Below are 13,191 nucleotides of genomic sequence, written 5' to 3'. Positions count from 1 at the left end.
TTTGCGCTTGAACTTGTGCTTCGATGTCAGGATGTCGATCACAAGAAGGTTTTTCAGGTTCAGCTCGTAAATACGAGTACTGCATTCCTGTAGTTTGATCACCGTAAAGACGCTCACCCATACGGAGCATCTGACCGTGAATCATTTCGCCAGTACCAATAAGCAAAGTCATTAGCAACAAAGCAAGAATGATAAATGTAGATATCCAATCATTCCAGATATAACCCAAACGAGCTAATCCAGACTTTTTGTCTTGATCATTTTGCATGTGTATTCCAGTTTATTTTTTCTCAACATCCATCCAAAGATGTTGAATCATGCGTTGTCCTTGGTTGATAGATAAATGAATTACCCACTTCGGAACCAATCCCTTTTTAAACCGCCTAAATTTGCAGCAAACTTTTCTAAAAAATAATGACTGCAATCACTTTTTTGTGAGTTTTTTTTATCAATGTAAACAATGAATAATTTTAACTCTTGCAAGTATATTAAATAAAAAACCACTTAAATGGTATTAAAGCATACTGCTTTACTTGGATTTGCAAAATATTTCACAAAAATATTTAAAACGATTAACTATCTTAAATTTATTCAAATTTCTTATTTAGAGAAAATTGATGAGCTATTTCGAGAAATAAAAAAAGCACCCGAAGGTGCTTTTTTTATTGTTAATTTAGTTATACCAACCAAACAATTTAAAGAAATATGGAACGTAAGCAATAATTAAGATTGCAGGTACCATCACCAATAAAGGCAATATCCAACGTTCATATCGATAGTAGAAAGACAAATGACGCACTTCTGCATCTGCTTCAGCCACTTCCGCATCACCAATCGATTGTCGAGCCAAGAGATGGTTTAACGCAACTGGAGGTGTGACATAACCCAACTCAAAACCAATAAGCGCAATCATCCAGAAATGAACAGGATCAATACCATATTGATATGCAACAGGTGCGACTGTAGCCGTGATGAGAATCACAGCACCAAATGGATCCATGATCATACCTACGAAGATCATCAATAATACAATCAGCGTAATCACCACAAATAGACTATTAATGTTTTGCGGGAATGTTTCCATGATATGAATTTGCTCAAGAAAACCACCAACACTCACTGAAAGTGCCATTAGAATCACAAGTGCACCTATATGCCCTACAGTTTCACTTGAAGAAGCATGCAATGCTTTAGCAAATGAGATGTTACGCTCTGGTTTGCGTGGATCATCTTCTGGATTAATTTTTGGTGCAGGTTGACTACCATCCGCAGGCAATGTGTAGCTATTCAAAGTACTGTCCCAATGACCAACAGGCGCCAACGGTGCAGGTTCTTTACGTAACTTATCAAACAATACCATCATCAATAAAATCACAGGCATCATTACAGGTGCAGTAAATTCATTGAGATCAGTTGCTAATGCATGTTTGTAGAATAACCAAATCAAAACAAAGATCACGATATATGGTGATACAGGTACGAATGCACGCAATGATTTAGGCAATGCAACTTTAAATGGTGCAATGCGGAATTTTTGTTCTGCAAAGATTAAGGCAATTATCAAGAATAATGTTGAGGTCAATAGGAATGTGTACATCCCGTATTTATAAAGCAAATCAGTTGTCACTTCTTTGTTCAGTGAAGCGACTACTACGATCAATAAACATGGACGTAGAACTACACCCATTGAACCCGACAGCGCCGTTGCTGCTAAAGCAAACTGACGGCGTCCACCCGCATTCCACACTTCTTTATAAATAATCGCACCCGCAGCGATAACGAAAATACCAGATGCACCTGTATAAGCTGTTGGTAATGCTGCTGCAATCAGGATTAACCACGTTAGAGTCTCTGGAGCCAAATTCCATGGACGCAAGATATTGAGGAATAAATCAACAATACGTGTTTGCTTAAGCAACATACCTGCCCAAATAAACAATGCTAGATTCAAGAAAATATTAGAAAATTCAACCAACTGCCCCAGATAAATACCTTGCCCCATTGGATAGTCCATGAAGAAAGTAAATGCAACCCCGGTGATAATCGCCATATAGGCATACAAAGGAACGCTAAGGAAAGCTAAACCAACACTTCCACCTTCACGAGTTGGGGTTGGAGATTTTATCAGTTGGAATAAGCTGATAAGTGTCAGCACACCAAACAAAATCATCCATAACCAATAAATCACATTCATTTCAGGGGTGATTGGAACACCTGAATTCATGACCGATTTATATTGGCTAATCACAGATGAAGTAAGTAAAGCATTACCCAGCAACATTGCAATACTATAAACACGATAATCAATCTTGGTGGCAGGACTACGTAAACCAATATGATGTGTCTTTAATGATGCACTGATTGCAGCAAATACAACCATAATAACGAGGAATAACGCACGGTTCTCTGTACCAAATTTAAAGATACCAAAGAAACTAGTTTCAATTTTACGATAAGTACGAACACCAGGATTGGCTTCGATATGCTTCATTGCCTTATCATAGAATTGGTATTTCTCATCACATTGTTGCTGAGCCGCTATCAGCGAAGCTCGAACATCTGCCTCAGAAGCCACACCAAACATACTCGCAAACTCATCAGCAGCATTGATTTTCATCTGCTCTTGAACTTGTGCATCTATATTTGGATTTCTGTCACAGGTTGGTTTCTCTGGTTCAGCACGTAGAAATGAATATTGCATTCCTGTATCAGGATCACCATAAAGGCGCTCCCCCATACGTAAAAGCTGACCATGAATCATCTCACCTGTTCCAATAACCAATGTCATTAGAAGCAAGAAAAGTATGACAAAGGTCGAAATCCACTCTGTCCATATATGGCTGAGCAGACCTAATCCAGATTTTTTCTCTTGATCATGTTGCATGTCTATTCCACTTTATTGTTCCCAACATCCATCCAAAGATGTTGAATCATGCGATGTATATGGTTGATAGAGAAATAACACCCTCTTGATAACCAATCCCTATTTAAACCGTCTAAGTTGTTGATAAGTTTGTATGAAAGTGACTTAATGTTTTTATTTCTTAATCCTTTTTAATAGCAAATAACCAAGTCCACAAAATACACCTCCAATTGCTCCAATCAAATGTGCTTCTGTTAGTACAGGACTTCCTATTAATTGTGCTGTACCTGTTTGACCAAAGGTATTTTCCCAAACAAGTTTGGCAAATATGAGCACTAAAACTAAAATTGCGAATGTTCTTTCCTTTGGATATTTTAGATAAACCAAACTTACCGCTGTATAAAGACCATGCAATACGCCTGACAAACCTGCATAAGCTTCAATATAAGGAAAGTAAAAATAAAAAATGAGGCTGATAAATGGTGGTAACAGTAATAACAACCAAACTAGATGTCTATTACGCGCATGTGGAAAAATAAAAGGTAAGCAAGCAAATGCAAGCATATTCAAAAAGAAATGCATCCATCCAACATGTACCCAATGGGCTGTCCATAAACGCCAGACTTCGACCAGTACACTAGGCTTCCAATAGATGAAATGATCAGCAAAAACTTGCAGACTTGCAGAGATCGAAATACATACTGCGATCAATATGACTTTCCGTATCCATATTTGATCTTTCATTTACGTACCCCTCTTTTAAAACGAACCTTTTACATTCAACATTAATCAGTAATGTACTTAAATAATGTAAAAGGTCGTTTAATCTAGGTTACTGAGCTGGGGTCTCTTCTGCAGGAGCAGACGCCCCATCCCCACCACCATCAAATAGCTCATCTAATTCTGAAGAACTTTCTTGTTTATCATCCCAGAATGTTGATAGACCTTCATCGGTAGCACGTATGCCAGTATTTTCTGTCCAGTAACGATCCGCAATTCCACGAACCATTAGACCTGCCATTTTGTCAATTAATCTAAATTGAGGGTTTGCAGGTTTATCTTCCCCTGTTGCAGCAGCATATGAACGGAATGCATCTCTAAGTTTTGCATCATCACCACTTGCTTGTGCAGCAACAGCATAAAGTGCATGTGCTAAGCGAACACCTTTTTTCTCACCAATTTGCATCGATTCTTTCATCGTTGCATAAGGTTCAGGTTTACCATCACCAGCACCTGGTAATAATGTCCAAATCACAGCACGAGTCGCCATTGGAGCGCCCCAGAACTTTTCATTATCTAGACATGCCATACCACGTTCTACAATACCCGCAATATCTTTCGGTACATTGATTGCACCACCAGAGTTAATATCATTGGTCATCGCTTGTAGACCATTCACCATACCCAATAAATATACGGTTTGATCTAAATCATTACGCATAGTTGGACATGAATCGCCTAATTTATACTTATATTTAGTTTCCCAACGATTTGCGAAAAGCTTGTAGCTTGCATATTGACGTTCTGCTGCAATACCAGCCCAACGTTTTTGCTCAATACGAGCATCTTGAGCTTCAGTCACTTGACCCGCTTTAGAAGCACGCAAATAACGTAATTCAGCCTCAAGCGCTTGATTTTCGGCACAAATACCCGCGGCAGTATACAATAAAACAGCCATTCGAGTCGGGTCGGCACCCATATCTTTGGTTGACATAATTGCAGGAGTTAATGCATTTCCTGAATTACATACCATTTCAGCATCTTCCATTGCTAAAATTGGTGGTACGATATGTTTTTCACTGAATCCTAACGCGACATTTGCACCAGTTTTAATGACATATGAACACCCTGATAACATTGAAGTTGTAACCAAAGCAACCGCCACACCCTGTCCCATTTTTTGGAGTTTAGACATTCTTCCTGTCCTCTAATTAATTTGTTTTTCCTTTTAGATGTACCTTATCAGATGCAATACTTGAATTAAAGAGTAATTGCTCTAATTTTAACGTGGACATTTTGACACAAGTCACAGAAAAGAGAATTGACAGAGAATTGAAGATCTAAAAATTTCAGGCAAAAAAAAGTAGCATTGCGACGGTTCAGCACATGCTACTTATTAACTGGTTAAAACGTGAAACTCTTTTATATTTTAGTTTTGTTGCAAATAATCCTTGAGTAATGTTCCAGCTCTTCCTATAACAATCGCCATAACGACTGCAATTACTAGAAACATCCACATTGAAATCTCCATAGAGACCTCCTACACTTTTTGTATCTACTTTTGATAGATACTAGATCGACGTTCGACATCAGCATTCACGGGATTGTGATATATTGATGACACCTTCAATCTCTTTCTCTTGGTCACTGCAACATTACGTTGATGTGATTCAAGAAGTTCCCTGAGTAAAGTTCCTGCTCTTCCTATTACAATTGCAAAAACGATTGCAATCACCAGAAACGACCATGTTGGAATTTCCATCATTTTAGGACCTCCACCACACTTTACGTTGGTGTTTGTACTTTAGCGAAAAGGTAGCGATCTTGATGCTCAGATTGTCTGACAATCATCATTTTCATTATTTTTTAGAGTATTTAATCTAACAATTGTTTTTAAAGTTGAGTAAAAAAACACTATCTAAATGATTTATATTAAATTAATTAAATTATACAAATGTAGACTTGTCTAACAATTATGCAAGTTTTGAGAGTAATTTAAGCATTTTCCATTGATTTAAAGACAATTGATCCCACCAAATCACACATGTTTTTGATTCAATATTAGAAAAATGCAGCACAATATATAAATGATGATCAATAATTTTGAGTAATTTTCCTTGCTCGATATTAAGCTCTACTCCATCAAAACGAATCGACCAATCATCGTCACAGAGATACTCAATTTGATTTATTTTCGGCTTGTTTAATGCCGACCAGCCCGCCCATCCCATAATCAACAAGCACACTAACCATAAAAAAGCTGACAATAATTGATAAAGTAGGATATTGATACCCAAAAAACAAAACAGCTGCAATCCTAGCGAAAATCGACTAGATTGCAGCTCAAAAATACGTTTAGCCGTGTACATATTTTTTTAATTTTAAAATAAACGCTTTTAACTCTTCACGTGGTGGCTCACCCACCTCCATGAACCAATCCAACAAATCAGGATCTTCTTGATCCACCAACTCTGCAAATAATGCTTTTTCTGTTGGGTCTGCAGTCAAATAATATTGTTTAACATAAGGGTCAAAGTACACATCAATTTCTTTTAACCCACGACGTGCACGATAAATCACCTTGCGCTCTTCCAGTGTCATTTCATCAGACATTACTTATTCCACTTGCAACAAAGACAGCATAGTGTACCTGATCCAGTTTTATCTGCGCATAGATTTTTATAAGGTGACCAAATACATCAATCAAAATGAGCATTGATCACATTGTTGAATAATTCAGCTTTCTTGTATCTTCATGATGATCATTTAATCCAATGAACTAGGGAAAAAATAACAAATGCAATCAGGTGCCATTCGTCCAATTCCAAACATGCTTCCACGTAAACTTTTTACTCCAGACCATGAAGCATTCCGTGAAACTGTTCGTAAGTTCTACGAAAAAGAAGTTGTTCCCAATATCGAAAAGTATGAGAAACAGCAGCACGTAGATCGCGATTTATGGAACAAAGCTGGTGCGCTAGGTTTGTTATGCACAACGATGCCTGAAGAATATGGTGGCTCAGGTGTTGATCGACTCTACAGTATGATTCTGATAGAAGAACAAGCATATGCGATGGATTCAAGCACAGGTTTTTCTTTACATTCAGATATCGTTGCTAATTACATTAATAATTTTGGTAATGAAGATCAGAAGCAAAAATGGTTGCCAAAAATGGCATCAGGCGAAACGGTTACAGCTATTGCTATGACAGAACCAGGCACAGGTTCAGATTTGCAAGCTGTTCGTACAACGGCTGTACTTGATGGTGATGAATACGTTATCAATGGTTCTAAAATTTTCATTACCAATGGCTATCTTTGCGACATGGCAATTGTAGTTTGTAAAACAGGTAACAGCGACAAAGGTTCAGCCAATCTTTCATTAATTATTGTCGAAGCAGATCGTGCAGGTTTTAGTAAAGGTAAACCTTTAAACAAAATTGGTATGAAAGGACAAGATACATGCGAACTCTTCTTTGACAACGTCCGCGTACCAAAAGAAAATTTACTAGGTATGGAAGGCATGGGCTTTATCATGCTCATGAAAGAATTAGCATGGGAACGTATGTTAGTTGCGATTATTTGCCAAGCAGGTGCTGAAGCAGCTTTTGCACATACAGTTCAATATACTAAGGACCGTAAAGCATTTGGAAAACCAATTGGGACTTTCCAAAATACTCGCTTTAAACTAGCTGAACTAAGAACTGAAATTGATTTCTGTCGTACCTATTTAGATCGTTGCATGGAATTACAGTTAGAAGAAAGTCTAGGTGTCGATGCTGCTGCGGCTGCCAAATACAAAATTTCTGATATGTTCTCTAAAGTTGTAGATGAATGCTTACAATTGCATGGCGGATACGGTTATATGCTTGAATACCCAATCGCACGTGCCTACATCGACAACCGTGCAAACCGTATTTATGCTGGAACCAATGAAATCATGAAAGAGCTGATTTCTCGCACCCTATAATAAGATCTAAAGGGATAGCACTATCGATAATGCTATCCCTTTTTAAATCACTTCTGTTGTGTTTTTTCTGTGTGTTGTGCATCTTGAGCATTCATACGCATCATGATTTTCTTTATTGTGGCATGATCAGCATGTTGTTGCATCGTAGTATTCAGTGCTGCTCGAGCATCTTGTGTTGTGAAATGAGCAATCTCGCCACCAATACCACTTGCTTTCTTCGCCCAAGCCTTTCCCTCAGCGGATTCATAGAATTTCAACGCTGCTTCTAATTCTTTTTGATTAAAAGTTTCCACATAACGTTGAACGATAAACTGCTTTCGTTTTTCGCTATTCAAATTCTTGCTCAAATCAACATAAAACTGCTCAGGAATATCTTTAGGCAGTCGCATACGAATTTGCTCGATAATCATTTTATCAGTGTTCTGTAAACCTTGTTCAGTTCCGTCCATTGATACGAGCTTCTGTGCAACGGTCTCTTTCTTTTTAATATCTTCTGCAAAAGTCGCTGTGCTTAACATTAAAGTTATTAAAAGCAAGCCTATCCTCATGATTTCTTCCTTGATCGTTATTTAAATTTTGAATCAATATACTCGAATTCTTAACAGAAATTAAAATTTAGAAATAAAAAAACCTATGTATTAACATAGGTTTTTTATCAAACAAAAAATTTATGAAACTAATTTAGGCTTACGATCCGCTTGCTCACCACGTTTATGGAATTGCAATACGCCATCGTTAAACTTAGCATCTTTTAGATCTTTACGATCTGCAAGATAGTTATTGGTAATTTTCCAAGGCGCTTGCTTACCTTGTTTTGGCATAACATCAGCTGCACGTGCGATATAACCAGAAGACAATTTACCCATAATGGTATCCTGTTCAAACTGACTTGGGTCAGCATGAGCAATCACTTCATCATAGCCATTCTTATCCATATGATTAATCAAGCGGCAAATATAATCAGCTGCGATATCAACTTTTAATGTCCAAGAAGCATTGATATAACCAATAATCATTGCCATATTCGGCACATCACTCACCATCACACCTTGATACAACATGTGTTTAGAGGTATTAAGTGGCTTACCATCGATTGAACCTTGTACACCACCCAAGATTTGGATCTCTAAACCAGTTGCTGAGATCACAATATCTGCTTCTAAGTGTTTACCAGATTTTAACTGAATACCATTTGCGGTGAATTTTTCAATTTGATCTGTTTCAATACTTGCTTGACCTTCGCGTAAAGCTTTGAATAAATCACCATCAGGAACGACACACAAACGCTGATCCCATGGGTTATAGCTTGGAGTAAAGTGTTTCATATCCACTTTACCTTTTAACTGCAACTCGATTCCTTTCAACAGCAAACGACGAACAGTTTTAGGATGCTTTTGTGCTAATGCATAAATTGCACGCTGCATGCCAATGTTACGAGCACGAGTAAATTTATATGCTGTTTCTTCAGACATGAATCGACGTGTCTTTTCATAAATAAAGTCAATTGAAGGCACTGTTGCGATATAAGTTGGAGAACGTTGCAACATGGTTACATGACCTGCCCCACCTTTTACCATTGAAGGAACAAGTGTAATTGCAGTTGCACCACTACCGATAATTACAACTTTTTTGCCTTTATAATCTAAATTCTCAGGCCAGTGTTGTGGATGGATAAATTGCCCTTTAAATTTATCTTGATCTTGGAATTGTGGTGCATAACCTTGGTCATAATTATAGTAACCAGTACATCCCATCACAAAATTAGCTGACCAAGTCTGCTTCTTCTTGTTGTTGTCTTCAATTTCAACCAACCACTTTTTCTTAGCAGAATCATAGTTTGCAGAAAGTACACGATGACCAAAGTGAATTTTCTCTTTTAATTTATTTTCAGAGATGACTTCACCTAAATAACCTTTAATTTCAGAACCGCTTGCTAAAACTTTTTCTTTTGCCCATGGTTTAAAGTTAAAACCAAAAGTAGACATGTCTGAATCAGAACGAATACCAGGATAACGGAATAAATCCCAAGTCCCACCAAAGCTATCACGACGCTCTAAAATTTCAAATTGGCGTTGCGGACAGTTCTTAGAAAGATGCACAGCTAACCCAATCCCAGAGATACCTGCACCAATAATTAATACATCAACTTGCTTTTCCATTTTTTTTATACCCTGTATAAACCATGTCTTTATTAAAGCACAAATTTGACAATACACAATGTCAAGTTTAGTCATTCATAGGTTTTTTTATATCAGTTCGGGACATTTTGAAAAAAAAGAGGGTAAAAAATCCTGAGATTTTTGCTTGGATTTGCTAATTTCTGAAACTGGAAATTAAGAATACATCCTTACTTTATTACAAAAAAATTAATTTAACTAATTAATATTTATAGAACATAAAATAGATTAAGGACATCAAATGTAGAGGCAATTTATAATGAAATTTTAATGTAAATAGGAACCTTAAATAATTCATATACCTTGTTTTGAAAACGAATAATCCTATAAACAAACCGTGAAGAGTGTGTACCATTGATTCCGAATTTATTTGCTGAAATTATACCAGCTCAATCTGCTGCAGGAATTGCATTAGGGTTAAATTTCAACACCTTTAAAGCAGTTTCAGATTTTCAAATCATTCATGATTATGAAGAATCAGACAACTTATCTTATGAGCAAAATAAATGGCTAGTTTTACACCGAAATTTAGTACAGCCAAGTGGACATCCTATTAGTGAAATATGTTGTTATTGGAATAAAAGCATTACGCTAACATTCAATGCAGATACAAATAGACTAGAATTCATCTATGTAGGCGAAGGATATCAAGGAAAATTATTAGGTTTGTTAGGAATAGGAGATCTGTTAGATTCAGTCAAAATACAATATAACTTTCATTTTGAAGGTGATAGACATTATCTTGAATATACGGAAGATAGTAGCCTGGCTGGAGAAATTATTCCTGTTGAGATAGAAACAAACTACAGAATAGCGTACTCAGAAGAATATTCAGACCAAATTATTCAAGGTTTCTTGATCTACTTGCCGCCAATTGAAAGGAATAATTTAAAAATAATTGCTTAACTTAATGCTCCATCAATACATTTGAATACAATGTCCTTAACCTTAAACAATAAAAAAGGTCGGTTATTACACCGACCTTTTTTGGAACAACTGACTGTTCTACACGTAGAAGTATTATTTTACTTCACGGTCAACGAGTTCAACGTAAGCCATCGGTGCAGCATCACCTGCACGGAAGCCCGCTTTAAGAACACGTAGATAACCGCCGTTACGCTCTTTGTAACGAGGGCCAAGAACGGTAAATAATTTACCAACAGTTGCTGCAGAACGAGTACGAGCAAACGCTAAACGACGGTTTGCTACTGTATCGTTTTTAGCTAAAGTGATTAAAGGCTCAGCAACGCGGCGAAGTTCTTTCGCTTTAGGCAAAGTTGTTTTAATTAACTCATGCTCAACTAAAGCATTTGTTAAGTTTTGGAACAACGCCTTACGGTGGCTGCTTGTACGGCCTAATTTCACACCACTATTACGATGACGCATGGTGATAGTCCTACTTAATTAACGGCTACGATAGGCAAAACGGTCATCCATACGGAGACTAGCAGGTGGCCAGTTCTCTAAACGCATGCCGAGTTGTAAACCTTTCGATGCCAAAACATCTTTGATCTCAGTTAACGATTTTTTACCTAAGTTAGGAGTTTTTAACAACTCAACTTCGGTACGTTGAACAAGATCACCAATGTAGTAAATATTTTCTGCCTTCAAACAGTTAGCAGAACGAACAGTTAGCTCGAGATCATCTACTGGACGAAGCAAAATTGGATCAACTTCTTCGCGAGGTTCTTGAGCAACTGGAGTTTGATCTTTCTGAAGATCAACAAAAATTGCAATTTGTTGTTGCAAGATTGTTGCCGCTTTGCGGATTGCTTCTTCTGGATCAACAGTACCGTTTGTTTCAAGATCGATCACTAGCTTGTCAAGATCAGTACGTTGTTCTACACGCGCATTTTCAACGGTATAAGAAACACGTTTAATCGGGCTATATGAAGCATCTAATTGTAAACGACCTACAGGGCGAGTTTCGCCTTCTGGGAAGCGTGAATCAGAAGTTTCGTAGCCACGACCTTGAGCAACTTTAAGGCGCATTTTTAATGAACCGCTAGAACTCAAAGTACCAATTAAATGATCAGGGTTAACCACTTCAACATTATGAGGTAAACGAAGATCAGCTGCTGTTACGTCACCTGCACCTTGTTTCTCTAATGTTAAATATGCTTCGTTTTGATCGAACAGTTTAATAGACAATCCTTTTAGGTTCAGCAAGAGCTCGACGATGTCCTGCTGCAAGCCTTCTAAAGTACTGTACTCGTGCTCGACACCTTCTATTTCTACTTCAACCACAGCAGCGCCAGGTAAAGAAGACAATAGAATGCGACGTAAAGCATTACCTAGAGTATGACCAAAGCCACGCTCTAAAGGTTCCAGAATCACTTTTGCCGAGGTCCCGCTCACCGCTTCGACCTTGATCGCTTGCGGAGTTAGAAACTCGTTTGCAGTACGCGTCATTTATTGCTACCTCAAGGATTATTTAGAATACAATTCTACAATCAAGCTTTCGTTGATTTCAGCAGGTAAATCAGAACGATCTGGAGCAGCTTTGAACGTACCTTCTAACTTAGAATGGTCAACTTCCATCCAAGCAGGGATACCACGTTGAGCAGCTAATTCAATCGCGTTTTTAATACGCAATTGTTGTTTAGCGCCTTCATGCACTGCAATTACATCGCCCGCTTTAACTTGAATAGACGCAATGTTTACACGACGACCATTTAAAGTAATAGAACGGTGACTTACTAACTGACGAGCTTCTGCACGTGTAGAACCAAAACCCATGCGATAAACTACGTTATCAAGACGGCTTTCAAGCAATTTCAACAAGTTTTCACCTGTTGCGCCTTTAACACGAGCTGCTTCTTTATAGTAATTACTAAATTGACGCTCTAACACACCGTACATACGACGTACTTTTTGTTTTTCACGTAATTGTAGTGAGTACTCAGATTGCTTTCCACCGCGTGCCTGACCATGTTGACCAGGTGCTTTGTTAGCTTTTTTTGTTTTGACGTCAAATGGTTTAACGCCAGATTTAAGTTGCAGGTCTGTCCCTTCGCGGCGAGAGAGTTTGCATTTTGGACCAATATAACGAGCCATGAATGTTTCTCCTTACACGCGACGTTTTTTAGGTGGACGGCAACCGTTGTGAGGAATTGGAGTCACATCGGTAATGCTGTTAATCTTATAACCCACTGCGCCTAATGCACGAACCGCAGACTCACGACCTGGACCAGGACCTTTTACAAGGACGTCTAGGTTTTTCAAACCGTAATCTAAAGCTGCTTTACCAGCAACTTCAGCAGCTACCTGAGCAGCGAACGGAGTTGATTTACGTGAACCACGGAAGCCTTGTCCACCTGAGGTAGCCCAAGCCAATGCATTACCTTGACGATCGGTAATCGTTACAATGGTGTTATTAAAAGACGCGTGAATGTGTGCAACACCTTCAGAGACGGTACGAGTGACCTTCTTGCGTGTGCGAGTATCTTTAGCCATCTTTT

The 13,191-nt window shown here is 38.0% G+C and carries 14 protein-coding genes and 1 pseudogene; 2 read left to right on the top strand and 13 right to left on the bottom strand.

Going from position 1 to position 13,191, the window contains the following annotated elements; all coding sequences use genetic code 11:
- From A2003_RS13430 to A2003_RS13400, 7 genes and pseudogenes are all read right to left on the bottom strand, one after another.
- A pseudogene (locus A2003_RS13430) lies at positions 1-268 on the bottom strand (TRAP transporter large permease subunit); the annotation flags it as partial.
- Between the two features lie 405 nt (positions 269-673).
- Positions 674-2,884: a TRAP transporter large permease subunit gene (locus tag A2003_RS13425; protein WP_099948049.1), complete on the bottom strand. Its 2,211-nt coding sequence runs from the start codon at positions 2,882-2,884 to the stop codon at positions 674-676.
- A gap of 153 nt (positions 2,885-3,037) precedes the next feature.
- The gene (gene rrtA, locus A2003_RS13420; RefSeq protein WP_004951830.1) at positions 3,038-3,607 is read right to left on the bottom strand and encodes a rhombosortase; all 570 of its coding nucleotides are present in this window, start codon (positions 3,605-3,607) and stop codon (positions 3,038-3,040) included.
- Positions 3,608-3,695: 88 nt separating this feature from the next.
- Complete coding sequence (locus A2003_RS13415) at positions 3,696-4,778, bottom strand: hypothetical protein (protein WP_286687481.1); 1,083 nt, start codon at positions 4,776-4,778, stop codon at positions 3,696-3,698.
- A 360-nt stretch (positions 4,779-5,138) separates the two neighbouring features.
- Positions 5,139-5,345 (bottom strand): hypothetical protein, encoded by a 207-nt coding sequence (locus tag A2003_RS13410; protein WP_171053826.1) that lies wholly within the window; start codon positions 5,343-5,345, stop codon positions 5,139-5,141.
- A 211-nt stretch (positions 5,346-5,556) separates the two neighbouring features.
- Positions 5,557-5,952: a hypothetical protein gene (locus tag A2003_RS13405; RefSeq protein WP_129261603.1), complete on the bottom strand. Its 396-nt coding sequence runs from the start codon at positions 5,950-5,952 to the stop codon at positions 5,557-5,559.
- On the bottom strand, positions 5,939-6,196 hold the full coding sequence (locus A2003_RS13400) for an FAD assembly factor SdhE (protein WP_004909323.1): 258 nt from the start codon (positions 6,194-6,196) through the stop codon (positions 5,939-5,941). Before A2003_RS13400 ends, A2003_RS13405 begins: the two co-directional genes overlap by 14 nt.
- A 184-nt stretch (positions 6,197-6,380) precedes the next feature.
- Between A2003_RS13400 and A2003_RS13395 the strand changes: the two genes are divergently transcribed.
- A complete protein-coding gene (locus tag A2003_RS13395) occupies positions 6,381-7,553 on the top strand; it encodes an acyl-CoA dehydrogenase family protein (protein ID WP_004909327.1) in 1,173 nt (390 codons plus the stop codon).
- Between the two features lie 47 nt (positions 7,554-7,600).
- On the opposite strand, the gene A2003_RS13390 is transcribed toward A2003_RS13395, so the two are convergent.
- Positions 7,601-8,101 (bottom strand): DUF2059 domain-containing protein, encoded by a 501-nt coding sequence (locus tag A2003_RS13390; RefSeq protein WP_112987444.1) that lies wholly within the window; start codon positions 8,099-8,101, stop codon positions 7,601-7,603.
- Between the two features lie 120 nt (positions 8,102-8,221).
- The gene (locus A2003_RS13385; RefSeq protein WP_112987445.1) at positions 8,222-9,712 is read right to left on the bottom strand and encodes a flavin-containing monooxygenase; all 1,491 of its coding nucleotides are present in this window, start codon (positions 9,710-9,712) and stop codon (positions 8,222-8,224) included.
- Positions 9,713-10,084: 372 nt separating this feature from the next.
- On the opposite strand from A2003_RS13385, the gene A2003_RS13380 reads away from it, so the two are divergent.
- A complete protein-coding gene (locus A2003_RS13380; protein ID WP_112987446.1) occupies positions 10,085-10,636 on the top strand; it encodes a hypothetical protein in 552 nt (183 codons plus the stop codon).
- A 114-nt stretch (positions 10,637-10,750) separates the two neighbouring features.
- On the opposite strand, the gene rplQ is transcribed toward A2003_RS13380, so the two are convergent.
- The 4 genes from rplQ to rpsK are packed head-to-tail and all read right to left on the bottom strand — an operon-like array spanning position 10,751 to position 13,186.
- On the bottom strand, positions 10,751-11,116 hold the full coding sequence (gene rplQ / locus A2003_RS13375; RefSeq protein WP_004641032.1) for a 50S ribosomal protein L17: 366 nt from the start codon (positions 11,114-11,116) through the stop codon (positions 10,751-10,753).
- An 18-nt stretch (positions 11,117-11,134) separates the two neighbouring features.
- Complete coding sequence (locus A2003_RS13370; RefSeq protein WP_004660372.1) at positions 11,135-12,142, bottom strand: DNA-directed RNA polymerase subunit alpha; 1,008 nt, start codon at positions 12,140-12,142, stop codon at positions 11,135-11,137.
- Positions 12,143-12,160: 18 nt separating this feature from the next.
- Positions 12,161-12,787 (bottom strand): 30S ribosomal protein S4, encoded by a 627-nt coding sequence (gene rpsD, locus A2003_RS13365; RefSeq protein ID WP_004909337.1) that lies wholly within the window; start codon positions 12,785-12,787, stop codon positions 12,161-12,163.
- A gap of 12 nt (positions 12,788-12,799) precedes the next feature.
- Positions 12,800-13,186: a 30S ribosomal protein S11 gene (gene rpsK / locus A2003_RS13360; protein WP_001040166.1), complete on the bottom strand. Its 387-nt coding sequence runs from the start codon at positions 13,184-13,186 to the stop codon at positions 12,800-12,802.
- Between the last annotated feature and the right edge of the window lie 5 nt (positions 13,187-13,191).

Origin of the sequence: Acinetobacter sp. GWC1_38_13, assembly GCF_001767535.1 — a bacterium.
Lineage (GTDB): Bacteria > Pseudomonadota > Gammaproteobacteria > Pseudomonadales > Moraxellaceae > Acinetobacter > Acinetobacter junii.
The sequence above is the reverse complement of the archived record's forward strand: the minus strand, read 5'-3'. Positions and strand labels throughout refer to the sequence as shown.

Excerpts from the sequence above, each read along its gene's own strand:
- A2003_RS13425 (WP_099948049.1), bottom strand. The coding sequence starts at position 2,884 with ATGCAACATGATCAAGAGAAAAAATCTGGATTAGGTCTGCTCAGCCAT.
- rrtA (WP_004951830.1), bottom strand. The coding sequence starts at position 3,607 with ATGAAAGATCAAATATGGATACGGAAAGTCATATTGATCGCAGTATGT.
- A2003_RS13415 (WP_286687481.1), bottom strand. The coding sequence starts at position 4,778 with ATGTCTAAACTCCAAAAAATGGGACAGGGTGTGGCGGTTGCTTTGGTT.
- A2003_RS13410 (WP_171053826.1), bottom strand. The coding sequence starts at position 5,345 with ATGGAAATTCCAACATGGTCGTTTCTGGTGATTGCAATCGTTTTTGCA.
- A2003_RS13405 (WP_129261603.1), bottom strand. The coding sequence starts at position 5,952 with ATGTACACGGCTAAACGTATTTTTGAGCTGCAATCTAGTCGATTTTCG.
- A2003_RS13400 (WP_004909323.1), bottom strand. The coding sequence starts at position 6,196 with ATGTCTGATGAAATGACACTGGAAGAGCGCAAGGTGATTTATCGTGCA.
- A2003_RS13395 (WP_004909327.1), top strand. The coding sequence starts at position 6,381 with ATGCAATCAGGTGCCATTCGTCCAATTCCAAACATGCTTCCACGTAAA.
- A2003_RS13390 (WP_112987444.1), bottom strand. The coding sequence starts at position 8,101 with ATGAGGATAGGCTTGCTTTTAATAACTTTAATGTTAAGCACAGCGACT.
- A2003_RS13385 (WP_112987445.1), bottom strand. The coding sequence starts at position 9,712 with ATGGAAAAGCAAGTTGATGTATTAATTATTGGTGCAGGTATCTCTGGG.
- rplQ (WP_004641032.1), bottom strand. The coding sequence starts at position 11,116 with ATGCGTCATCGTAATAGTGGTGTGAAATTAGGCCGTACAAGCAGCCAC.
- A2003_RS13370 (WP_004660372.1), bottom strand. The coding sequence starts at position 12,142 with ATGACGCGTACTGCAAACGAGTTTCTAACTCCGCAAGCGATCAAGGTC.
- rpsD (WP_004909337.1), bottom strand. The coding sequence starts at position 12,787 with ATGGCTCGTTATATTGGTCCAAAATGCAAACTCTCTCGCCGCGAAGGG.
- rpsK (WP_001040166.1), bottom strand. The coding sequence starts at position 13,186 with ATGGCTAAAGATACTCGCACACGCAAGAAGGTCACTCGTACCGTCTCT.